Consider the following 21,107-nt stretch of genomic DNA (forward strand, 5'->3'; position numbering starts at 1 on the left):
GGTTCGGTCAGCCGAGGGTGGTGTGGAGTGCCTGGATCGCTGTCTTCTCGGCCGCTGGGTCCTTGGTCTCGCGGACCGAGGTGAAGAGGCCGTCGTTCTGGCTGTCGATGTAGGCCCAGGCCTTGCTGTCGAGGGGCTTGAGCTTTTCCTCGTCGTCGTCCCACGCCTTCTCGTACGCGGAGACGGAGGTGTTCAGGGCCGCCTGGTCGCCCTTGGCGAGGTCGGTGTTCATGCTCTGAATGAGCGTGCGGAACTGGGCCACGTCGGCCTTGGGGAAGTGGGCTGTCGCCTGCGCCGAGGTCATGTGGACTCCTGCCTCGGCCGGGTTCGGTCCCTCGCCCTCGGCGGCCGCGTTCGCGTGCGGCTGAGCGGAGGCCCAGTTCAGCAGTACGCCGGCTGCGATGGCGGAGGCGGCCATGACGCCGACGAGCGCCCATTCACGGCGCGGCTGGTGGTACTTCGGCTTGCGCTCGCGCTGCTCGTGAGACTCGATGACGTCGGACTTTGTGACGGTGAGGTAGACGACGGTCGCCAGGATCGCGCTCAGGAAGATGAGGCTGGTGACCAGCGTCCCGAGGCCCAGGCCCTTGTCGGGAACCTTGGGGGAGGCGAGCCAGTCGCCCAGGTTGGCACCCAGCGGGCGCGTGAGGATGTAGGCCAACCAGAATGCCAGGACCGGGTTCGCGCCCATCCGCCAGCAGCCGATGATGATCGCGATCAGGGCCAGCGGGAGCAGGACCGAGACGCCGGGGCTCCAGCCGGTCAGTTCGAGGGTCCAGTCGCCGGCCGCGGTGCCGAGTGCGAAGGTGACCAGGACGGCCAGCCAGTAGAACGCCTCGCGGGGGCGACTGACGATGCTGTGGATCGAGAGCGTGCGCTCGCGGGCCCACCAGATGCCGAAGACAACGGCGAGGGCGACGGCGAACACCGACGTACTGATCCACAGCGGTACGCCGAGTTGGTCGGTCAGGATGTCGGTGTAGAGGGTGCCGGTCACGCTCACGACGACGACAGTGGCCCAGTACGCCGCCGGCCGGTACCTGGTCGTCTTCACCTGCCAGGTCAGGACCGCGGCGAACACGACCGTGAAGATGACCGCGGTGGCGACGAGTCCGACTCCGAGCTGCATGTTGATCCAGTCGGCGAAACTCTCGCCGACCGTGGTGCAGAGGATCTTGATCAGCCAGAACCAGATGGTGACTTCGGGCACCTTGTTCAGCAACACCCGACCTGCGGATGTGCGGGATGCGGTAGTGGTTGTCATGCCGGCCAGCCTTGCGCGATCAACCTGCACACAACCTGATCAGGCGCGTGGGAACCGGACTTCGACGTGACCGTTGCCGTCGGCCACTGCCTGTACGCCGATCCCGGTCGCCGTCGCGATCCGGCGTACGACGGCCAGACCGAGCCCGTGCCCGTCCGTGCCGCTGTGACCGGGCGCGAACACGCTGTCGAGCTCATCCGGCCGGAACCCAGGTCCGTCGTCGAGCACGTGGACGGTGACGCTGTCGTCGGCGGTCTCGGCTACGAGCCGTACGGTCGTCCTTGCGTGGCGGGACGCGTTGTCGAGGAGGGGCGTCAAGAGGGCCGTCACGACGTCGACGGGCACGGCCACCTCGACGTCAGGCGGTGCGTGGATGGCCACGTCCCGTCCCTCCAGGACCTTCCGCAGGGCGGTGGCGAGCCGGCAGCTCGCGTCGCGGTGGGTCCGTGAGCGGGCGGCGTCCAGGATTGCGCTGACGGCGGTACTGAGGCGGTCGGTCTCGGTGCGGACGAGCTGTGGGTCGACTGCGGTTCCGGCGAGTTCGGCCAGTTGCGCTTCGCCGCGCAGTACGGACATCGGCGTGCGAAGCTCGTGAGCGATCTCGTCGGTCAGGCGGCGTTCGTCGGCGATGCTGTCCGCGACTCGATCGAGGAGCCGGTCGAAGGTCCGGGCGAGCTCGCCGAACTCGTCGCGGCTGTGCAGGCCGAACCTGCGGTCCGGGTCGTGGTCGCGCCATTCGTCGGCCAACGCTGACATCTGGTGGACCACCCGCAGCGCCCGGCTGACGCCGAGGTAGGTGACGCCGCCGGCGAGCGCGATGGCGAGGGCGCCGAGCACCAGTGACATCATGAGTGCCCGCTGCTCGGAGCTCTCGTACGGCGCGAGGTCGACCATCACGACCACGGTGACCCGATGTCCCTGCACCGGCAGCGGTTCGGCGTACAGCAGCGCGTGGCTCGTGGTCAGGAAGTCGTTCCGGCCGGAGCTGCTGAGCTCTTCGACGGCATCCGCGACGGCAGGGTGCAGGACGCCGTCGACGAGCCGGCCGTCGGCGTACACCCACGCGACCGTGTCGAACGCGTCGCCGGTGCCCTCGACCAGCCGGATCTGCCCGTTCACGACCTCGACCGTGCCGGCGACGGCATCGGCCCGGGTGCGGGCCAGAGTGCGCGTGTCGGAGTCGGTCGCGCGGGCGGCCAGGACATGGCTGAGGATCACGAGTACGGCGACCACGAGCGTGGCGGTCAGCACCGCGAGCGCGACGATCTGCGCCCGGAAACCGGTCAATCCCATCGGTACCCGACTCCACGGACGGTCGCGACCCGGCCGGCGATGCCCAGCCGGTCGAGTTTCACGCGCAGTCGCCGCAGGTAGGAGTCGAGGGTGTTCTCGCTGACATACGCTCCGTGCGGCCAGCCGGCGGCGACCAGCGCGTGCCGGCGTACCACCTCTCCAGGGACGGAGATGAGTCGGCCGAGGAGCCGGAACTCGGTCGGCGTGAGGGACTCGCCGGCCGTGCCCCGGCGTACCTCATGCCTGGTCGGGTCGAGCACGACCTCGTCGACCGTGACGGCGGCCGTGGCTCGGCGGGACAGGGCGCGGATCCGGACCAGCAGCTCCGGGATGTCGAAGGGCTTGGTGAGGTAGTCGTCGGCTCCTGCCTCGAAGCCGCTGACCTTGTGGTGCATGCCGCCCAGCGCCGTCAGCATCAGGACCGGAGCGTCCACCCCGTGCGCACGCAGGGCCAGGCAGACGTCCCGTCCGTCCGCGTCTGGGAGGCCGAGGTCGAGTACGACGACCTCCGGCGGCGGCTCGAGCCCGGCCAGCAACTCGGAACCGCTCGCGGTGGCGACGACCGAGTGGCCGTCGCCCTCCAGGGCCCGTCTGAGTACGCCGCGCAATGCGCGGTCGTCCTCACAGACGGCGACCCGCGCCATACCGGAGGAGATGGACTGCAGTTGCGAGGAGACAGAGCCAGGTGAGGGCGACGATCCACCCGGCCAGGACATCCGTACCCCAGTGGTATCCGAGGTAGACGCGGCTCGCTCCCATCGCGAGACTCAGTACGATCGCCATCGCCGTGGCCGCGATCTTCGTTGCCCGGCGAACGTCGGCGTACCAGACGAGAGCCGCGAGCAACGAGAAGAACACGGTCGAGCTCAGCGTGTGGCCGGACGGGAACGCGAAGCCGGTGTCGATCGGGCCCAGCATGAAGGCGGCATCGGGGCGGTGTCGTTCGATCAGGACCTTGAGGCCGTAGGTGAGTGCTCCGGCGCCGACCATGCCGACAGCCAGTAGGGCTCCCGGCTCCCATCGTTTGGTGCGGAACCACAGGCCCAGGGCAACTATTGCCGTCAGCAACAACAGGACGGGTACGTTGCCGACGAACGAGATGCTCTGGGCGATCTCGGTGAGGCCTGGGGTACGGCGTGCCACGACATCCGCGGTCAGCTCTGGATCGAACGCCGCGAGGCCATCGCCTTCTCCGGCGGCGTCCGCGAGCCAGCCGAAACCGACCCCTCCGAGCACGGTCCCGACCAGCCCGACCACGACCCACGGCGTCAAGGCGCGCACCCGTTCGTCTTCCACCACCGCTACCCGCATGATCCCAGTGTCGACCGCTCCCGCTGAGAACCCGCTGAGGGAGTGGGCTCTCAGTGTCCTCTCAGCGGTGGGTGGGCACCTTGCTGTCATGATGCTTGCTGGGCCAAGGTTCAGTGTGGTGATCCCTGCTTTCAACGAGGAACGGCTGATCGGGGCGTGCCTGCAGTCGCTGGCCCGGCAGGACTTCGCGGGTGGGTACGAGGTGATCGTCGTCGACAACAACTGCACCGACGACACCGCGGAGATCGCCCGTCTGTACGGCGCGATCGTCGTCCGTGAGGAGACGCCCGGTGTCTGCGCGGCGCGCCATCGCGGGACGCTCGCGGCCCGCGGAGACATCATCGTGTCGAGCGATGCCGACACGGTGTTCGACGCGGGGTGGCTGTCCCGGATCGACCGTGCCCTCCAGCAGGATCCGGCCCGCGTCGCGGTAGCGGGTCCTTGTCGATACCCCGACGGACCTTGGTGGGGTACGGCGTACGCGCGGGTCCTGTTCGACCTGGTGCACCTGATCCATCAACTGACCGGCCGGGTCGTCTACGTCACCGCGACCAACATCGCGTTTCGCAAGGACGCGTGGTCCGGGTACGACCTCACCGGGACCCAGGGCGCCGACGAACTCGGCCTGCTGCGCCAGTTGAGGTCCCGCGGCAAGATCGCCTTCGATCGTCGCAACCCCACCCTCACCTCGGCGCGGCGGCTCACGCAGGGCCTGACCTACAACCTCGTCGTCTCGTTCCTGTTCTACTACGTCCTCGCGGTCACCCTGAACCGCGCGACCGGACGCCCCGTCATCGGCACCGCTCCCGCCTTCCGGAGCAATCGGTGCTGGCCGGCGTCCCGGCGCTACAGGCTCAGGACGAGGCTGCTCGGGATTGCCTGGTTGACGTTGGCCGCCGCGGTCACGGTGCTGACGGACCGATTGATCGACAGCTGATGGGGGCGGCGTGACGAGGGCACGAAAGGCCGCGCTGGCAGCGGGTACGGCGGCGGCGGCCGGTGCGGCGTACTGGCTGATGATGTCGCCGTACTCGCAGGCCCTCGGCCCGTTCCCGTACCGCGGGCCGGCGGACCGGCGCGTCGTCGCCCTCACCTTCGACGACGGTCCCAACGAGCCGCACACCTCGCACCTTGCGGACTACCTCGACCGAGCCGGCATCCGAGCGACGTTCTTCCAGGTAGGCCGAGCCGTGCAGCGTCACCCCGAGGTGACCAGGCGCCTGGCGTCCGCAGGCCATGTGATCGGCCTGCACGGGCATACCCACGACTTCACCCGATACCTTCGCCGGACCACCGTCGCTGATGAACTCGAGCAAGGGATGGCTGCCTTCGCCCAGCTCGGGATCCGGCCCGCGCTCTACCGCCCGCCCTGGCTGCTGCGGATCCCCGCCCTTCGTGGCCTGCTGCAGGACCACGGGCTGCACGCTGTGTCGGGTGAGTTCTGTCATCCGCTCGAGGTCGCCCAGCCCAGGCCCGACCGGATCGCGCGGCTCGCGGTGCGGATCGCCCACCCGGGCTCCATCATCATCTTCCACGACGGCCGGGACGGCAAAGGCGGTGACCGCGCCGCCACGGTCGAGGCGGTCCGATTGGTCGTCGACAGCCTCCGCGACCAGAACTACGACTTCGTCACAGTCGACCAGCTTCTCGGCGTACCGGCTTATCAATAGCCTCCGGGATCAGGAGCCGGAAATCGGTCGGGGACGAGGACGCCAGGACGAGGCGGCCGCCGCAGGACTCGGCAAGGTTGCGGGCCAGGGCGAGACCGATTCCGGTGCCACGAGCGCCGCTGTCGCCGCGGACGAAGATGTCGTCGTCGGCTGCCAGGCTGCCTTCGTCCGCGACGTCGACGGCGGTCGCGTCGAACACGTCGCCGGCCGTGACGCGGACGGTGCCGCGGCCGTGGGTGCGAGCGTTGTCGAGCAGCACGTCGAGGATCTGCCGGCTGTTCGCGGCCGGTACGGCGCGACTCCCGACCGGACCGTCGACGGCGAACACGATCCGTCGCCCCTGCTCGGCGAGCAGCCCGTGCCAGCGATGCTCGATCTCGGCGAACAGCTGCTCGACGGTACCCAGCGCCCCGCGAGGGCCGTCGGCAGGCAACCGCGACAGCTCGAGTACGTCGTGGACCGTGCGCTGCAGTTCGGCGGTCTTCAGCAGCGCCTCGTCGACGGTGACCCGGGTATCTGCCGCCGGGTCGGTCTGTGCTGTCTCGAGAGTCAGCCGGAGCCCGGCCAACGGCGTCCGTAGCTGATGAGCGGCGTCGGCCGCGAAATGGCGTGCATGATCCAGTACGCCGGTCAGGCGTTCGACCATCGTGTTCTGCGCGTTGGCCAGCGTGTCCACCTCCGCGATCCCGCTGGGCTCGGCGCGCGCGGACAGGTCTCCCGCTGCGACGGCGTCGGCGATCCGGGCCAAGGACTCCAATGGTGCGCTCAGGCGTCTCGCCTGCCAGGTCGCGACGGCGACGCCGATCGCCAGCGCGACGAGCGCACCGCCGAGGACAGCCAGCCAGGCGAGCAGAACCTTGGTCCAGACGGCACTGATCGGCGACGAGGCCCGCACCACGCCGATCACCTGCTCGGACGAAGCGACCGGCACCACCACGATCAACGAATCGCCGGACTCCGCCTGGACGACGTGCCCCGCGAGACCGGCCCGGGTGGGATCGTCGGCGACTTTCGGCCCGGATCCTGCGCGCAGCACGAGCGATCCGTCGTAGAGCGCGACCTGGCCGTCGGACGTCGGGGCCGGAAGCTCGACCGGGTCGTTGGCGCTGAAGTCGGGTCCGACCTGGATCGCGGCAGCCAGCGCCGCGCGTTCCAGTTCGGTGCGCTCGTCGGCGAAGAACGAGATCCGGATACCGATCGCCAGCGGCACGGCCACGAGCACCAACGAGACGAGAGCGGCCGCTAGGGCGACTCGGCTGACACGACGCCGCATACAGCCATCATGACGGCAGGAAAGGCGTGGTGGTAGCAGGTTTTGCCGTCCTCTAACCTGCCTCGGGCCGGTCGCTTACCGAGGAGTTTCTAGCGTCGATGGAGTCGATGTCCACTCTCCCGAGGACGATTCATGAAGATCTGGCCACTGCTCACCGTTTCGCTGACAACCGCCGTACTGCTGTCGGCCTGTAGCGGAGGCGGCACCTCCGCATCGCCGTCGTCGAACCAGTCGTCCGCACCCCCGGCGTCGTCGGGGCCGTCCAGCTCGGCGCCGTCGCAACCGGCGAGCAGCGGGCCGCCCAAGCCGGTCGTGACAGAGTCCAACCCGCCGGGGGACATCCCGGACAACCAGGCGTTCGTCACGTTCCGGGCGCCGGCCTTCTCCGTCAAGGTTCCGGAGGGCTGGGCGCAAAGCACAACGGGTACGGCGACCTCGTTCACGGACAAGCTGAACCGGATCGAGGTCATGTCGTCGGCCGTGTCCGCCGCACCGACGACTCAGTCCGTGACCAGCACGGTGGTCCCCGAGCTGAGCCGGTCGGTCCCACGGTTCGCCCTGGGCAAGATCAGCGATATCACCCGGCCCGCCGGGAAGGTCGTGCTGATCACCTACCAAGGCGACTCGGCGCAGGATCCGGTGACCGGCAAGGTCGTCCGGGACGCCTTTGAGCGCTACCTCTTCTATCAGGGCGGCAAGCAGTTGGCGCTGACGCTGGCGGGACCGGTCAACGCGGACAACGTCGACCCGTGGAAGATCGTCTCCGACTCGGTCCGGTGGCTGTGATGGCCAACAATATGGTCGAGGTGGTGTCGTGTCGTGACCTCTATCGCTTCTATCGGTCCGGTGCCGAAGAGACGCTCGCCCTGCGTGGGGTGAGCCTCGGTGTCGCGCGCGGCGAGGTCGTTGCCGTCGTCGGCCCGTCCGGTTCCGGCAAGTCCACGTTGCTCGCCTGTCTGGCCGGCCTGGACGAGCCCGACGGCGGGTCCGTCACCCTGGCCGGTGAACGGGTCAGCCATCGGCCGGAGGCCGAGCGCGCGAGGATCCGGAGCCGTCGACTCGGTGTCGTACTCCAGTCCGGCAACCTGATCGCCCATCTGACGGTCAGTGCCAACATCCGGTTGGTTCAGGCTGCGGTGCGCTCGGCGCAGCGGCCGACTGCCGACGCCCTTCTCGAGCAGGTCGGTCTGCGCGATCGAGCCGCGGCCCTGCCGCGTGAGTTGTCCGGTGGCGAGCTGGCCCGGGCCGGTCTTGCCGTTGCGTTGAGCAACGATCCGGACGTGCTCCTGGCCGACGAACCGACCGGCGAGCTCGACGGCCGGAGCGAGCAGCTGGTCCTGGACCTGATCCGGGCGCGGGCGTACGACGGCCGCGGTGTGCTGCTCGTGACGCACAGCCGCGCGGTGACGGAGATCGCGGATCGGGTGATCGCGTTGTCCGACGGGAGGATCGCCGCATGACGCTGGTTCGGTGCACCGAGGCCGCGCGGACGTTCGGGCACGGCGACCAAGCGGTGGTAGCGGTTCACGGCTGCAGCTGCGAGGTGGAGGCCGGGGCGCGGATCGCGATCACCGGCTCGTCCGGCTCCGGCAAGTCGACTCTGCTCCACCTGATGGCTGGGCTCGAGACGCCGACCGGAGGAGTCGTCACCTGGCCCGATCTGGGGGACGGTCCGGTCGAGCGCTCGCGCGATATCGCCGTCGTCTTTCAAGGGCCGAGTGTGCTGCCGGCTTTGACTGTTGCGGAGAACGTTGCCTTGGCCGCCGTACTGACCGGCACCGCCGAGGCAGCTGCCGATGAGCGCGCGATGGCCGCGATGGAGGCAGTCGGTGTGGCAGGCCTGGCCGATCAGCTCGCCGACACCCTGTCCGGCGGGCAGTCGCAACGGGTCGCGATCGCCCGAGCGCTGGCACTGCGGCCGCGCCTCGTACTCGCCGACGAGCCGACCGGCCAGCTCGACGCCGAGACCGGCGGGCATGTTCTGGACGCGCTGATCGCCGCCGCGGAGGAGACCGGCGCTGCGTTGGTCGTGACAACACATGATCCCGCCGTCGCCCGCCGGCTCGGTCAGCAGTGGCAGATGAACGACGGGCGCCTCGTCGTACCGGATCGGGAAGGTGTTTCGTGATGACACTGTGGTTGCGTGGCTTGATCCGCAGACGCGCCGGGCGGCTGCTGGCGACGGCGGCGGGCGTGGGTCTGTCGGTTGCGCTGATCGCCGCGATCGGTGCGTTCCTGACCGCGTCGAAGGCGACCATGACGGATCGGGCGATCGCGACGGTGGCCGTCGACTGGCAGATCGAGGTCCAGCCGGGCGGCGATGCCGGCGCTGTGCTGGCAGCAGTACGACAGACGGAAGGTATCGGCGCTGCGTTACCGGTGCAGTTCGGTCGTACGACGGGATTCACCGCGACCGTCAGCGGCTCGACGCAGACCACGGGACCTGGAGTGGTGCTGGGGATCCCGAAGGACTATCGCGCGTCGTTCCCGGGTGAGGTGCGGCAGCTGACCGGGCAGTCGGACGGCGTCCTGCTCGCCCAGCAGACCGCCGCAAACCTCCATGCTGCACCGGGTGACACCATCTCGATCGGTCGCCCCGGCCTGCCGTCCGCGCAGATCAAGGTCGACGGCGTGATCGATCTGCCGCAGGCCGACTCGCTCTTCCAGAAGGTCGGTGCACCACCGCAGTCGCAGCCGTCTGCTCCGCCCGACAACGTGTTGCTGCTGCCGGCCGATCGGTTCACCCAGCTCATGGGGCCGGTCGCAACCGTCGACCCGCAGGCGATCACCACCCAGATTCATGCCGCGCGCACCGCAGCCCTGCCGCATGACCCGGCCTCGGCGTACACGTCGGTCGTTGGGGCTGCCCACAATCTGGAGGCAGCCTCGTCGGGGTCTGCGGTGGTCGGCGACAACCTTGCGGCCGCGCTGGATGCGGCCCGCAGCGACGCGGCGTACGCGCAGATCCTGTTCCTCTGCCTCGGTCTGCCGGGCGCTGTACTCGCTGCCTTGCTCACGGCCGCTGTCGCCGGCTCCGGCGCGGTCCGACGTCGGCGCGAGCAGGCGTTGCTGCGGGTGCGTGGCTTCGGGATCCGGCGAGTGGTCGGACTCGCCGCACTCGAAGCGGCAGTGGTGGGTCTCCTGGGAGGCGTACTGGGGGTGGCCGCGGCCGCGGTTGCCGGCCGCGTCTCGTTCGGCAGTACGTCGTTCGGCGCCGGAACCCGCGCGACGCTGATCTGGTTCGGGATCGCGTTCGCCGCGGGCCTGGCGATCGCCGGGCTGACCGTTCTCCTGCCGGCGCTCCGCGACCTGCGCAGCAGCAGCGTCGTCTCCGCGCGGCAACAGGTGGATCGGGCCCGCAGTCCGCTGTGGATGCGACTCGGGCTCGACGTGATCTGCCTGATCGTGTCGCTCCTGGTGTTCCGTGCGTCGAGCAGCAACAACTATTCCCTGGTGCTCGCACCTGAAGGTGTGCCGACGATCTCCGTGTCGTACTGGGCGTTCTTCGGCCCGGCGCTCCTGTGGATCGGCGGGGCCCTGTTGTTGTGGCGGCTCGCCTCCCTGGGGCTGGCTCATGGGCGTTCTGTGCTGACCATGCTCGTGCGGCCACTGACCGGTCGATTGGCGCGAACCACGGCGGCGAGCATGTCGCGGCAACGCAGGCCGCTGGTGCGTTCCGTCGTACTGCTGGCGCTGGCGATCTCGTTCGCGGCCTCCACGGCGACCTTCAACGCCACCTATAGGCAGCAGGCGGAAGCCGATGCGCTGCTCTCGAACGGCGCGGATGTCACCGTCACGGAACCTCCGGGGGTGACTGTCGGTCCGGGGGCTGCCTCGCGGCTTGCTGCCGTACCTGGGGTTCAGCGGGTGGAGCCTCTGCAACATCGGCTGGCGTACGTCGGGTCCGACCTGCAGGACTTCTACGGTGTCCGGCCCGGCACGATTGCCGACGCGACGGCCTTGCAGGACCCGTACTTCGTCGGCGGGACCGCACACGGCCTGATGGCACTGCTGGCGCAGCAGCCGGACTCGATCCTGGTCAGCGACGAGACCGTGAAGGACTTTCAGCTCGCACCTGGCGATCTCCTGCGCCTGCGGCTGCAGGACAGCCGGACGAAGGGATTCCGCACCGTCGCGTTCCACTACGCCGGGATCGTGAAGGAGTTTCCGACCGCACCGCGGGACAGCTTCTTCGTGGCGAACGCGGACTATGTCGCGAAGGCGACCGGAAGCGATGCGATCGGCGCCTTTCTGCTCGACACCGGCGGCAAGAACCAGACGGCTGTGGCGGCCGCTGTCCGTCAGCAACTCGGAGCCTCGGCCAAGGTCACTGATCTCACGCAGAGCAGGGCGCAGGTCGGGTCGAGTCTGACGTCGGTCGATCTGGCCGGCTTGACCCGTTTCGAGTTGGCCTTCGCCGTCCTGATCGCGGCCGGTGCGGGCGGCCTGGTCCTTGCGCTCGGGCTTGCCGAACGTCGCCGTACCTTCGCGATCGCCACGGTCCTCGGCGCTCGGCGCCGGCAGTTGCGGGGTCTGGTGATGAGCGAGGCCTTGTTGGTGATGCTCGGCGGTCTGATCGGCGGCGCACTGGTGGCCTGGGCGTTGGCCGCCATGCTGATCAAGGTGCTGACGGGGGTGTTCGATCCACCCCCGTCGTCGGCGGCCGTGCCCTGGTCGTATCTGACGGCGACGACGGTCGTGGCAGTCGTCGCCATTGCGGCCGGAGCCCTGGCCAGCGCCCAGGGCTCGACACGTCCGGCGGTGGAGGAGTTGCGCGAGCTGTGACTCAGCCCGCTCTCAGGCCGGCTCGCCTAACGTCCCCAGAGTGAAGGCCGATAGAACGGTGGTCGTCGTCGAGGACGACGAGGCCATCGGCCGCCTGCTCGACCGTGCGTTGACCAGCAACGGCTATCACACGTTCTGGTCGCGCACCGGGCGGGCCGGCCTGACTGTGGCGCGCCGGGAACAGGCCGAGGTCGTCCTCCTGGACCTCGGCCTGCCCGACGCGGACGGCATCGATGTGGCCCGGCGACTCCGGTCGGACCTGCCTGACCTGTTGTTGGTGATGCTGACCGCCCGCAGCGAGGAGATCGATATCGTGTCCGGCCTGGACGCCGGTGCTGACGACTATCTGGTCAAGCCGTTCAGCCTGACCGTCCTGCTGGCGAGACTGCGAGCGCACCTCCGCAGCCGCCCCGTTGCACGGATCGAAGGGCCGATCGTGATCGCCGACCTCACCGTCGACACCGCAGCACGCCGCTGCCTGGTCGGGGCGAGCGAGCTCGTGCTGCGGCCGAAGGAGTACGAGCTGCTCGAAACGCTTGCCCTGCACGCCGGCAGCGCGGTCTCACGCGAAGACCTGATGGCCACCGTCTGGGACGAGAACTGGTTCGGCTCCACGAAAACCCTCGACGTGACGATCGCCTCGCTCCGTCGCCGGCTCGAGGCCGCCGCGACCTGTTCCGGTACGCCGTACCTGCGGCTGCCGACCGTCGCGACACTGCGCGGCCACGGTTACCGCCTGGATGGACCGAGTCCGGGCTCCGCGTGACACAGGCATCACCTTGGCAGGAGCACCTGGACCTGGTTTCTGATCTCCTGTACGACGTCGTCGACCGGGTTGGCGATGTTGATCGTTGCCGCCATGCTGACGAACATGATTGCGGAGACGATGTGTGCGAGCGTCGCGGCGTCGGGGGCGCTGCTGCGTTCGTCCCGTCGTAGCACGTCGGCGATCGCCTTCTCGGTCTGCACGGTCAGGAGGAGCGCGTCGCGGTGGTGGGGCTCCTCGGGGTCGCCGAAAACGATCTCCCTGAGGTAGGTCCGACCGTTGTCGACCTGTTTGCGGTTGCACTCCACGACCGGGCGGACGATCGCCATCACCGCGTCGAGTACGTCGGGGATGCTCTCGGCAGCCGACGTACCTTCGGCGAGCGCGTCGGCGTACGTCGAGTTCTGTACCAGCAGGAGGAGTTCGCCCTTGGTCTTGGCGTACAAGAACAGCGTGCCCGCTCCGATGTCGGCCTTGTCCGCGATCTCCTGAGTGGTGACCTCGTCGACCCCGCGCTCGGCGAAGAGTTCTCGGGCCGCGTCGGTGATGCGGCCGAGTTTCTGCTGCTTGTTCCGCTCGCGCCGTCCGGCCGGTTGGGAGGCGAGTGGCATGGATGCCGTCCTTGTCTGCTGTCTGGACTCCTGCTGTGCGGAAGCTTACGGCGGTTCGGCCTGCGCTGTTGACGTACTCATCAGGGGGCGAGGAAGTCGACGGCGATCGGGGCGAACTTGTCGTGGAACTGGAAGATGCCGCCGTGGCCGGAGTCGGGGTAGATGACCAGCTCCGAGCCCTTGATGCGCCGGTGCAGGTCCTCGGAGAGCACCGAGGGCACCATCCGGTCGTTGTCGCCATTGGCGATCAGGGTGGGCTGGGTGATCTTCGACAGGTCGGCAGGGGCCGAGCGTCCCCACTTCTTGATCGCCTTGAGCTGCGTCTGAAACCCCTTCAGCGCCATCGGCGCGTCGCGGTCAGTGGTGCGTTCCTCGAGGCGCTGCACGAATGCGCGGGCGGCCGGCTTACCCGTGGCGTTGCGGTTGAAGAACAGGAACTCCTTCGGGTCCGACCGGGTCAGGGTCGCCCGCAGGATGTCGAAGTACGTCGTACCGGCGACTTTGTCGATGTCCTTCCCACCCGCGGGACCGGTGCCGGTGAGGACGAGTTTGCGGACCAGGCCGGGGCGCTTCACCACGAGAGCCTGGGCGATCATGCCGCCGAGGGAGAAGGAGAAGATGTCGATCTTGTCGAAGCCGAGCGCCTCGATGAAGGTCACGGCGTCGTCGGCCATCGCCTCGACGCTGTCCGGCACCTGACCGGTGGAGGCTCCGACGCCGCGGTTGTCGAAGGTGATGACGTGGTGCTCCGCGGCGATGGGATCGATGATCCGGGGGTCCCAGTTGTCGAGGTTCGCGGCGAGGTGGACGAAGAAGACGACGGGGATCCCGACCTTCGGCCCCAACTCGCGGTAGGCGTAGGTGACGCCGCCGGCATCGACAGTGCGGGTGGGCGCGTCCTTGTAGGCGGTGATGACAGTACTCATGATGGTTCTCCTGGTTGTAGGGCTGCTAGGCCCGGCTGATGACGGCTTTGCCGCGGATGCCGCCCTTGTCGAGCGATTGCACTGCCTGGACGGTCTGGTCGAAGTCGAAGACCCGTCCGACGACGGGGCGCAGTACGCCGCTGTCGACGAGCGCAGTGATCTGGCGAAGCTGGTCACCGCTGGCGCGCATGAAGAGGAACTCGTAGGTCACGCCGAGGCGCCGGGCCTGGCGGCGGATGCCGCTGCTGAGGGCGGTCATGACCAGCCGGAGCAGCGGGTTCGCGCCGAGCTCGCGGCCGAACGCCGCGTCGGGCGGCCCAGCGATCCCGATCGCCTTCCCGCCGGGGCGCAGCACGCGGAGCGACTTCTCGAGGTTCTTCCCGCCGAGGCTGTCCAGCACCAGGTCGTAGGAGTCGAGGAGTTGTTCGAAGTCCTGGCTGCGGTAGTCGATGACGATGTCCGCCCCGAGTTCGCGCACGAAGTCGATGTTGCCGGAGCTGACCGTGGTGGCGACCGTCGCGCCGAGGTACTTCGCGAGCTGGATCGCGATCGTCCCGACTCCACCGGCGCCGGCGTGGATCAGGACGTGCTGCCCCGGCTGCAGGTTGCCCCGCTCGACGAGTGCCTGCCACGCGGTCAAGGCCACCAGCGGTAGCGAGGCTGCTTCCTCGAGGCTGACCGACACCGGCTTCAGCGCCAGGTCGGCCTCGTCGACCGCGATGCGCTCCGCGAACGTTCCGATGCGGTCCTTGCCGGGCCGGGCGTACACCTCGTCACCGGGCCTGAATCCGCGCACCTTCGTACCGACGCCGAGCACGGTTCCGGCGACGTCGTTGCCGAGGATCTGCGGCAGCTCGTAGCGGAGGATCTGCTTGAACTCGCCCGCCCGGATCTTCTCGTCGAGCAGGTTGAGCCCGGCGGCCCGGACCTGCACGAGGACGTCGTGCTCTCCGACCAGGGGCTCGGGGACCTCCGCTTGCTGTACCGGCCCCTTGTACTGCTTGACGACGAACGCGCGCACGGCGACTTCCTTCTCGTTCCGATGACGTGCCCAGACCAATCAATCTGAGCTGCCTCAATAATGAGTCGACTCAGTTAATCTGTCAAGCGAGCCCTCGCGAGAGGATCCGGGCCGTGGGACGAACCCCTGGCAGCTGCGTACGCCGCTGATCTCACCTGTTCAGGTGATGGCGCTGGGGGAGGTTCGTGGTGATGCTTCAGGCATGGGTGGCTCGATCGAACTGAAGGTGTTCCTGGCTCCTTACAAGCCGTTTCATGGAGCCTCCAAGTCCTGGGATCCGCAGCGGGAGCCGACCTGGCCGGCGACGACGGCAACCCTGATCGCGGGCGATCGGGACGCGGTTCTGGTCGACGGTCTGATGACCTTGGCCGAGGGGAACGCGCTGCTTGAGTGGATCCAGCAGACGGGCAAGCAGGTAGGGCATCCGCTGGACTGCGTGTACGTCGGACAGAGCGACGTGGACCGCTCGACTGTTGTGCATGTCCCGGAGCTCGACGCGGTGATCGCCGGGGACGTCGCCTACAACGGGATCCACATGTGGCTCGCCAGATCCGACCCGAAGAGCCGCGCGGCCTGGATCGAAGCGCTGGACGCGATCGAGCAGCTGCACCCGGCGGTGGTGATCGCCGGTCACAAGGCCCCTGACGCTCCGGATGACGACGCGTCGCGGGTGCTCGACCTGTCCCGCCAGTACATCCGCGACTTCGACGAGATCGTTGCGGCCAGCGACACGGCGGGGGAGATCATCGCGAAGATGCTCGCCCGCTATCCCGACCTGGGCAACCCCTACACCCTGACGTACGCCGCGGACACCCAGTGAAACCCTCTGACACGGAGTCATCACCATGCCAATGATCGATGTGTACGCCGTCTCCGGAACCTTTGCCGACAAGCATCAGCTTGCGGTCGACCTCGCGACCACGCTGATGACGATCGAGGAGGTCCCGGCCATCCCGATGTTCCGGCAGAACACCGCCGCGTTCGTCCACGACCTGGACGCCACTAGCTTCGCGAACGTCGACGGCGACAACGGCTACGTCCGGGTGCAGGTGCTCACCAACCTCGGTGCGCTCGATCGCGCCAAGCAGCTCGCAGTCGTCACGAGGTTCACCCAGATCGTGGCCGATGCAGCCGGCGACCCGGGCCTCAGCGACCGTACCTGGGTCCTGCTCACCGAGGCCGTCGACGGAGGCTGGGGCCTCGCCGGCCACGCCAACACGAACGAGGACCTCGTCGCCGCCGCCCGCGCCCAGATCGCCCAACTCAAGGGCTGAGCCCGCACCGCGTCGACGATCCTGGCTATGCGAGCCCTGGGCGCCAGGTGCCGTCGAGCGGTACGCCGGCCGCTGCGGCGATGTGGTTGCGGGACTCCAGCAGCCTGTCCATCAGGGCAGGCAGGTCGACGCCGACGAATTGCCCTCCCCGTTTGACCACGCGACCCGCGACGAGAACGGTGTCGACGAGGCCGGGGTGGCCGGCGGCGACGACCGTGCCGATCGGGTTGCTGAACGGGAAGACTGTCAGGTCGTCGGCGCGCAGCAGGATCAGGTCGGCGTCCTTGCCCGGCGAGATGCTGCCCACCCGATCCGCGAGACCACACGCCGCGGCGCCGTCGACGGTCGCGAACTCCAGCAGGTCCCGTGCGGTGAGGCCGCCGTCGAGACCACGCTGTACGGCGAACGCGGTGCGCATCGTGGAGAACATGTCACCACCGACCGCGGGTACGTCGTCGATCGACAGCGTCGGACGCAGACCGGCGGCCAGCATCCGGCCGGTCATCGGCTGCCCGAAGCCCATCTTCAGTTCTACGTCCGGACTGACCGACACCGAGCTGCCCGCGTCGGCGAGCATCCGCAGTTCGTCGTCGGAGACCCCGTTCGCGTGCACGAACGTCGTACTCGCGCGCAGCAGACCACGCTCCTCCAGTACGGCGATCGGCTTGCTGCCGGTCAGCCCGTCGACGTGCACGCTGGTGCGTAGTCCGAGTTCGTCCGCGAGCTTGAGGTCGTCGGCCACGTTGTCCATCGTGGTTTCATCCGGTCCGCGCAACCCCAACGCCATCGTGAGCAGGCCGTCTCCGGGCAGCTCCGCACGCACCCGCCGTACCTCGGCGTCGATCCCGTCATCCGTGCGGTACCCGGCGCCGTAGCAGAAGATCGACCGTCCCGGCGCGTCCCGCAACCCTGCCACTGCGGCGTCGGCGTGCTGCGGCGTCTGTGCTGCGTGGAACCAGTCGAGCATCGTGGTGACACCGGAGTGCAGCGCCTCGAGTCGGCCGAGCAGGTTGCCGAGGTAGACGTCCTCGGGCCGGTAATGCGGCTTCAGTGTGCCGTGGATGCCGGCGGCGTAGTCGGCGAACGTCCAGTCCGCGCCGACGCCCCGGAACGCCGTCTGCCAGGTATGCCGATGCGTGTCGACGAACCCAGGCGCCACGATCCGACCGGTCGCATCGATCACCTCGGCATCGGGTACGTCGAGGTGCGCGGCCACGTCGACGATGACGCCGTCAGAGATCAGTACGTCGCCGCGATCAAGTTCACCGATCGCGGGATCCAGACTGACCACGGTGCCACCGCTGATGAGCGTCTTCTTCGCAGGAGTCACCTGACAAGGGTGACTGTGCGGCGTGCCGTGAGATGGCGATTCACCGCAATTTGGTAGCAAGTTGCGCGAGCAGATGGGATAGCAGAGGTGGTATCAGGGGTGATTGCGCAATAATCTGCCAACGTGGACGATGTGGATCGGGCGATTCTGGCGGTGCTGGAGAAGGACGGCAGGATCAGCAACGCCGACCTCGCGGAGCGGGTCGGTCTGTCGCCGTCGCCCTGTCTTCGGCGGGTACGCCGCCTGGAGGAGAGCGGGGTGATCCGCGGCTACCGGGCGGTGGTTGATCCCGCTGCGGTCGGCCGCGGTCTGCGGGTGCTGGCCGGTGTTCGGCTGGTCCGGCATGCCCGTGCGGAGGTGGCCGCCTTCGAGAGCGCGGTCACCCGGCTGCCCGAGGTGGTCCAGACCCATCACGTCACCGGCAACGTCGACTACCTGCTCCAGGTCGAGGTCGCCGACCTGCCCGCATACGAGGACTTCCACGCAAACAAGCTCGCCAGCCTACCCGGCGTAGCCGCGGTCACGAGCTACGTCACCATGAAAACCCTCACCACCGACAACCCGTAGCCGGTCCTCCGGATGTGGCGAGACACCATCTTGGGGCTGTGGACAGGGAATATCAGGCTCTTGTGACTTATGTGGGTGGTCGACGGGGTTCCGGGGCGGTGCCGGGCTTGGTGTGACGTGCACGCTCGACAGGACATGTCGGGTGGTGGGGTAGTGCACCTGAGCGTGAACGCGCCCGTGTGTACAGCGTCTCGCGGGTGCACTACCTGTCGAGCGTGCACATCACCCCGCCGCGAGCAGCCGTCCCGCCACCAACCCCATCACCCAGCCGGCACCACAACATCCACCCGTCCAGCACAAGAACGGATATCCCTTGGTCTTGTGGGTTCTCCCCTCTAGTACCAACGGAGAAGCCACAACACCGTCGGATATCCCCTCGTGTGCGGGGGCTCTTGTCGCGCCCGACCTCGGGCCGGCTGGCGGAATGGACCGGGCGGTGCATGCGGTGCAGGCGGTGGTGCAGGCGGTGGTGCATGCGGTGGTGCGAGCGGTGGTGCGAGCCGTGGTGCGAGCGATGGTGCGGGCCCTGGTACGGGCGGGCGGTGGGACTGGAGACAGGAGCTGGTGGGCGGAGACAGGGAATGTCGGGTTCCAGGCCTCCACAGCTTGTCTCAAGTCTCCGGATGCTGCCACCGATGCCCACACATCTGACCGGAGCGCCGAATATCAGGTCCTAGCTCACCAGAAGCTGTCTCGCGGGCCTGCAGTTCACCCATGCAGCGGCCGGACGGTTACTGGTGTCGCTTCTGTGAAGACGAGTTCTGTCACGTTGTTGCCGTAGCGGATTCGATGGGTTCCGGGGTGTGGGGGGTGGATGGTGGCGTGGGCTAGGTGGCCGTTTGTCCAGGTGATGTCGATGGTGAAGCCGGCGCGGGTGCGGAGGCCTTGGACGGAGCCGGATTGCCAGGTGGTGGGGAGGGCGGGCAGGAGTTCTAGTTCGTTGAGGTCGGACTGCACAAGCATTTCGGCGACGGCCGCGGTTCCGCCGGCGTTGCCGTCGAACGAGTAGATGTTCTGTGCGGCTCCGGCGACGCCGCCGACCGAGTAGCTCAGGAGGTTGGCCTCGCTGGCGTCGGTGATCAGGCTGGTCAGGTGCGTCAGCGCCTTGTCGCCTTGGAGCAAGCGGGCGTGGAAGAGGGCGAAGTTGGCTTCGACCCACTCGGTCTGTTCCCAGCCGTCAGCGGTTTGCCGGCGTTCGATCGTGACCTCGGCGGCGCGGGCGAGGTCGGGCGTCGTACGAGGCGTGATCTGACGCTCGGGGAAGAGCGCGCACAGATGGGAGGTGTGCCGGTGCGTGGGGTCCGCTTCCTCGAAGTCGTGGAGCCATTCCTGCAGCTGGCCGTGCCGGCCGATCCGGTACGGCGTGAGTCGCGCCAGCGCCGGCGCGATCCGGCGACGCAGGTCCGGGTCGACGTCGAGGATCTCCGCCGCGGCGGAGCAGTCGTGCAGGACGGCGGCCGCGAAGACCCGGTCCACTGTGTTGCCCATGGCAATCGAACAGCGGGAGCCGTCCGGTGCGACGTACCAGTTCTCGGGTGACTCGGACGGACCCGCGACGAGCTGGCCGGTGGCCGGGTCCTCGGTCAGGTAGGTGAGGAGGAAGAGCGCGGCGCCGCGCAAGATCGGGTACGCCGTCTCGCGGAGGAACTGCTCGTCGCCGCCGTACTCGTAGTGCTCCCACAGATGGGTGGCGAGCCACGCGCCGCCGGTGACGTTCAGTCCCCACCCCATCGCGGTGCCGGGTGCGGAGTACCCCCACGCGTTGGTCACGGTGTGGGCGACCCAGCCAGGTGCGTCGTACATCTGGGTCGCGGTCGACTGGCCCGTCTCGGCCAGCTGCTGAAGGAGGCGGAACAGGGGAGTGTGGCACTCGGCGAGGTTCGTCGGCTCCGCCGCCCAGTAGTTCTGCTCGGTGTTCACATCCAGGTGGAAGTCGTTGCTCCACGAGGCACTGCTGGCCAGGCCGTCGTTCCACAGCCCCTGCAGAGCGAGCGGCAGTGGTGAGTCGGCGCGCGATCCGGCGACGGTGAGGTAGCGGCCGTACTGGAAGTACAGCGCGATGAGCCCGTCGTCCGGGTGCTCCCGTCGTCGATCGGTCGGTACGTCGTCACGCCCGTCGCCCAGCTTCAGCGAGACCCGCCGCATCAGACTGGAGTGATCGGCCACGTGCGCCGTCCTGACCGCGTCGTATCCGGCATCGACGGCAGCGGCCACCAGGTCATCGACCCGCCGGACCGGATCGTCGCCGTCCCAGTTCGTGCCGACGGCAACGAACAGTACGGCGGAGTCGGCGCCGACGACCGCGCACTCGTCATCCGCGAACCGAGTCGTCCCGCCGACCGCCTCCACGTGGACGCGGATCTCGACGAGCGCTCCCGTCGTCCCGTCGCTGTGCAGGGACTCGACCGCCCTCCCGCTGAACGAGATCGCGCCGTCAGCGGTGGTTGTCCGCCCGGGGAAGACCGATCCGGCGAGCCCGGCGGTGAAGCTGAGCGCACCCGGTCGATCCGCGGTCAGCCGTACTGCGATGACGCCCTGCGGATGCGACGCGAGCACCTCCCGCGTGAACCTGACCCCGTCGACGCCGTACGTGACTGACACCAGGCCCTGGTCCAGATCGAGTGCTCGCCGATAATCCGCCCCGCCGGTGTGGTCGAAGGTCAGCCACAGATGAGGAAGCGGCAGGTTGGTGCCGAAGGACGCCCGGGTGCCCAGCAGGTGCTCGGAGGCCAACTGCTGGGCCTGGGCGTACTCACCCGCGAAGAGCAGCTTCCGGACGCTCGGCAGATGCTCCCGCGCGGTCGGATCGAGGTCGGCGGCCGAGGGTCCGCCGGACCAGGCCGTCGACTCGGACAGGTCGATCCGCTCGGTCGGCACCCCGCCGTACGCCATGCCGCCGAGGCGGCCGTTGCCGATGGGTAGTGCCTCGAACCATCGTCCGGCCGGCCGGTCGTACCAGAGCTCGCCTGCCGGGACGACGGGCTGCTGTTCGGGTGCGGGTGCTGCGATGAGCATG

The 21,107-nt window shown here is 68.5% G+C and carries 20 protein-coding genes; 10 read left to right on the plus strand and 10 right to left on the minus strand.

Going from position 1 to position 21,107, the window contains the following annotated elements; genetic code table 11:
* Positions 1 to 7: 7 nt before the first annotated feature.
* Genes ACWF0M_RS00195 through ACWF0M_RS00210 form a run of 4 tightly spaced genes read right to left on the minus strand, consistent with a single transcriptional unit; the run spans position 8 to position 3,868 of the window.
* A complete protein-coding gene (locus ACWF0M_RS00195; RefSeq protein ID WP_452233371.1) occupies positions 8 to 1,264 on the minus strand; it encodes a COG4705 family protein in 1,257 nt (418 codons plus the stop codon).
* A gap of 39 nt (positions 1,265 to 1,303) precedes the next feature.
* The gene (locus tag ACWF0M_RS00200; RefSeq protein ID WP_452233372.1) at positions 1,304 to 2,557 is read right to left on the minus strand and encodes a sensor histidine kinase; all 1,254 of its coding nucleotides are present in this window, start codon (positions 2,555 to 2,557) and stop codon (positions 1,304 to 1,306) included.
* Positions 2,548 to 3,201, minus strand: a complete 654-nt coding sequence (locus tag ACWF0M_RS00205) for a response regulator transcription factor (RefSeq protein WP_452233373.1) — start codon at positions 3,199 to 3,201, stop codon at positions 2,548 to 2,550. The genes ACWF0M_RS00200 and ACWF0M_RS00205 overlap by 10 nt, the downstream gene beginning before the upstream one ends.
* Positions 3,179 to 3,868 (minus strand): phosphatase PAP2 family protein, encoded by a 690-nt coding sequence (locus ACWF0M_RS00210; RefSeq protein ID WP_452233374.1) that lies wholly within the window; start codon positions 3,866 to 3,868, stop codon positions 3,179 to 3,181. Before ACWF0M_RS00210 ends, ACWF0M_RS00205 begins: the two co-directional genes overlap by 23 nt.
* 91 nt (positions 3,869 to 3,959) lie before the next feature.
* Between ACWF0M_RS00210 and ACWF0M_RS00215 the strand changes: the two genes are divergently transcribed.
* Both ACWF0M_RS00215 and ACWF0M_RS00220 read left to right on the plus strand, forming a co-directional pair.
* A complete protein-coding gene (locus tag ACWF0M_RS00215; protein WP_452233907.1) occupies positions 3,960 to 4,805 on the plus strand; it encodes a glycosyltransferase family 2 protein in 846 nt (281 codons plus the stop codon).
* Between the two features lie 10 nt (positions 4,806 to 4,815).
* Positions 4,816 to 5,538 (plus strand): polysaccharide deacetylase family protein, encoded by a 723-nt coding sequence (locus ACWF0M_RS00220; RefSeq protein ID WP_452233375.1) that lies wholly within the window; start codon positions 4,816 to 4,818, stop codon positions 5,536 to 5,538.
* On the opposite strand, the gene ACWF0M_RS00225 is transcribed toward ACWF0M_RS00220, so the two are convergent.
* Complete coding sequence (locus ACWF0M_RS00225; RefSeq protein ID WP_452233376.1) at positions 5,498 to 6,811, minus strand: histidine kinase dimerization/phospho-acceptor domain-containing protein; 1,314 nt, start codon at positions 6,809 to 6,811, stop codon at positions 5,498 to 5,500. The genes ACWF0M_RS00220 and ACWF0M_RS00225 overlap by 41 nt on opposite strands.
* A gap of 132 nt (positions 6,812 to 6,943) precedes the next feature.
* On the opposite strand from ACWF0M_RS00225, the gene ACWF0M_RS00230 reads away from it, so the two are divergent.
* The 5 genes from ACWF0M_RS00230 to ACWF0M_RS00250 are packed head-to-tail and all read left to right on the plus strand — an operon-like array spanning position 6,944 to position 12,362.
* Positions 6,944 to 7,597, plus strand: a complete 654-nt coding sequence (locus ACWF0M_RS00230; protein WP_452233377.1) for a hypothetical protein — start codon at positions 6,944 to 6,946, stop codon at positions 7,595 to 7,597.
* Positions 7,597 to 8,271 carry an ABC transporter ATP-binding protein gene (locus tag ACWF0M_RS00235; protein WP_452233378.1) on the plus strand — a complete coding sequence of 225 codons (675 nt, stop codon included), beginning with the start codon at positions 7,597 to 7,599 and terminating at the stop codon, positions 8,269 to 8,271. Before ACWF0M_RS00230 ends, ACWF0M_RS00235 begins: the two co-directional genes overlap by 1 nt.
* The gene (locus ACWF0M_RS00240) at positions 8,268 to 8,939 is read left to right on the plus strand and encodes an ABC transporter ATP-binding protein (RefSeq protein WP_452233379.1); all 672 of its coding nucleotides are present in this window, start codon (positions 8,268 to 8,270) and stop codon (positions 8,937 to 8,939) included. The genes ACWF0M_RS00235 and ACWF0M_RS00240 overlap by 4 nt, the downstream gene beginning before the upstream one ends.
* Complete coding sequence (locus ACWF0M_RS00245) at positions 8,939 to 11,596, plus strand: ABC transporter permease (RefSeq protein ID WP_452233380.1); 2,658 nt, start codon at positions 8,939 to 8,941, stop codon at positions 11,594 to 11,596. The genes ACWF0M_RS00240 and ACWF0M_RS00245 overlap by 1 nt, the downstream gene beginning before the upstream one ends.
* Positions 11,597 to 11,636: 40 nt before the next feature.
* Positions 11,637 to 12,362 (plus strand): response regulator transcription factor, encoded by a 726-nt coding sequence (locus ACWF0M_RS00250; RefSeq protein WP_452233381.1) that lies wholly within the window; start codon positions 11,637 to 11,639, stop codon positions 12,360 to 12,362.
* 8 nt (positions 12,363 to 12,370) lie between these two features.
* On the opposite strand, the gene ACWF0M_RS00255 is transcribed toward ACWF0M_RS00250, so the two are convergent.
* The 3 genes from ACWF0M_RS00255 to ACWF0M_RS00265 all read right to left on the minus strand — a co-directional run bounded on the left by ACWF0M_RS00255 (position 12,371) and on the right by ACWF0M_RS00265 (position 14,920).
* Entirely contained in the window at positions 12,371 to 12,973 is a 603-nt protein-coding gene (locus tag ACWF0M_RS00255) for a TetR/AcrR family transcriptional regulator (protein WP_452233382.1), read from the minus strand.
* A gap of 80 nt (positions 12,974 to 13,053) precedes the next feature.
* Complete coding sequence (locus ACWF0M_RS00260) at positions 13,054 to 13,899, minus strand: alpha/beta fold hydrolase (protein WP_452233383.1); 846 nt, start codon at positions 13,897 to 13,899, stop codon at positions 13,054 to 13,056.
* A gap of 25 nt (positions 13,900 to 13,924) precedes the next feature.
* Entirely contained in the window at positions 13,925 to 14,920 is a 996-nt protein-coding gene (locus tag ACWF0M_RS00265) for an NADP-dependent oxidoreductase (protein WP_452233384.1), read from the minus strand.
* A 202-nt stretch (positions 14,921 to 15,122) separates the two neighbouring features.
* Here ACWF0M_RS00265 and ACWF0M_RS00270 point away from each other — a divergent pair, with 202 nt between their 5' ends.
* Together ACWF0M_RS00270 and ACWF0M_RS00275 are read left to right on the plus strand one after the other, a co-directional pair.
* Positions 15,123 to 15,740, plus strand: a complete 618-nt coding sequence (locus tag ACWF0M_RS00270) for an MBL fold metallo-hydrolase (protein ID WP_452233385.1) — start codon at positions 15,123 to 15,125, stop codon at positions 15,738 to 15,740.
* A gap of 25 nt (positions 15,741 to 15,765) precedes the next feature.
* Complete coding sequence (locus ACWF0M_RS00275) at positions 15,766 to 16,194, plus strand: tautomerase family protein (RefSeq protein ID WP_452233386.1); 429 nt, start codon at positions 15,766 to 15,768, stop codon at positions 16,192 to 16,194.
* Positions 16,195 to 16,219: 25 nt separating this feature from the next.
* On the opposite strand, the gene ACWF0M_RS00280 is transcribed toward ACWF0M_RS00275, so the two are convergent.
* Complete coding sequence (locus tag ACWF0M_RS00280; RefSeq protein ID WP_452233387.1) at positions 16,220 to 17,524, minus strand: amidohydrolase family protein; 1,305 nt, start codon at positions 17,522 to 17,524, stop codon at positions 16,220 to 16,222.
* A gap of 123 nt (positions 17,525 to 17,647) precedes the next feature.
* On the opposite strand from ACWF0M_RS00280, the gene ACWF0M_RS00285 reads away from it, so the two are divergent.
* Positions 17,648 to 18,091, plus strand: coding sequence for an Lrp/AsnC family transcriptional regulator (locus ACWF0M_RS00285; RefSeq protein WP_452233388.1), 444 nt, complete (start codon positions 17,648 to 17,650; stop codon positions 18,089 to 18,091).
* A 708-nt stretch (positions 18,092 to 18,799) separates the two neighbouring features.
* Here ACWF0M_RS00285 and ACWF0M_RS00290 read toward each other — a convergent pair.
* Positions 18,800 to 21,106, minus strand: a complete 2,307-nt coding sequence (locus ACWF0M_RS00290) for a glycoside hydrolase family 95 protein (protein WP_452233389.1) — start codon at positions 21,104 to 21,106, stop codon at positions 18,800 to 18,802.
* Between the last annotated feature and the right edge of the window lies 1 nt (position 21,107).

Source organism: Kribbella sp. NPDC055110 (assembly GCF_053607525.1).

What these genes read in the sequence shown, in the direction of transcription:
- ACWF0M_RS00245 (WP_452233380.1), top strand. Translation starts at nt 8,939, where the DNA reads ATGACACTGTGGTTGCGTGGCTTGATCCGCAGACGCGCCGGGCGGCTG.
- ACWF0M_RS00240 (WP_452233379.1), top strand. Translation starts at nt 8,268, where the DNA reads ATGACGCTGGTTCGGTGCACCGAGGCCGCGCGGACGTTCGGGCACGGC.
- ACWF0M_RS00275 (WP_452233386.1), top strand. Translation starts at nt 15,766, where the DNA reads ATGCCAATGATCGATGTGTACGCCGTCTCCGGAACCTTTGCCGACAAG.
- ACWF0M_RS00225 (WP_452233376.1), bottom strand. Translation starts at nt 6,811, where the DNA reads ATGCGGCGTCGTGTCAGCCGAGTCGCCCTAGCGGCCGCTCTCGTCTCG.
- ACWF0M_RS00200 (WP_452233372.1), bottom strand. Translation starts at nt 2,557, where the DNA reads ATGGGATTGACCGGTTTCCGGGCGCAGATCGTCGCGCTCGCGGTGCTG.
- ACWF0M_RS00290 (WP_452233389.1), bottom strand. Translation starts at nt 21,106, where the DNA reads ATGCTCATCGCAGCACCCGCACCCGAACAGCAGCCCGTCGTCCCGGCA.
- ACWF0M_RS00195 (WP_452233371.1), bottom strand. Translation starts at nt 1,264, where the DNA reads ATGACAACCACTACCGCATCCCGCACATCCGCAGGTCGGGTGTTGCTG.
- ACWF0M_RS00260 (WP_452233383.1), bottom strand. Translation starts at nt 13,899, where the DNA reads ATGAGTACTGTCATCACCGCCTACAAGGACGCGCCCACCCGCACTGTC.
- ACWF0M_RS00270 (WP_452233385.1), top strand. Translation starts at nt 15,123, where the DNA reads ATGGGTGGCTCGATCGAACTGAAGGTGTTCCTGGCTCCTTACAAGCCG.
- ACWF0M_RS00215 (WP_452233907.1), top strand. Translation starts at nt 3,960, where the DNA reads ATGCTTGCTGGGCCAAGGTTCAGTGTGGTGATCCCTGCTTTCAACGAG.
- ACWF0M_RS00255 (WP_452233382.1), bottom strand. Translation starts at nt 12,973, where the DNA reads ATGCCACTCGCCTCCCAACCGGCCGGACGGCGCGAGCGGAACAAGCAG.
- ACWF0M_RS00205 (WP_452233373.1), bottom strand. Translation starts at nt 3,201, where the DNA reads ATGGCGCGGGTCGCCGTCTGTGAGGACGACCGCGCATTGCGCGGCGTA.
- ACWF0M_RS00210 (WP_452233374.1), bottom strand. Translation starts at nt 3,868, where the DNA reads ATGCGGGTAGCGGTGGTGGAAGACGAACGGGTGCGCGCCTTGACGCCG.
- ACWF0M_RS00235 (WP_452233378.1), top strand. Translation starts at nt 7,597, where the DNA reads ATGGCCAACAATATGGTCGAGGTGGTGTCGTGTCGTGACCTCTATCGC.
- ACWF0M_RS00230 (WP_452233377.1), top strand. Translation starts at nt 6,944, where the DNA reads ATGAAGATCTGGCCACTGCTCACCGTTTCGCTGACAACCGCCGTACTG.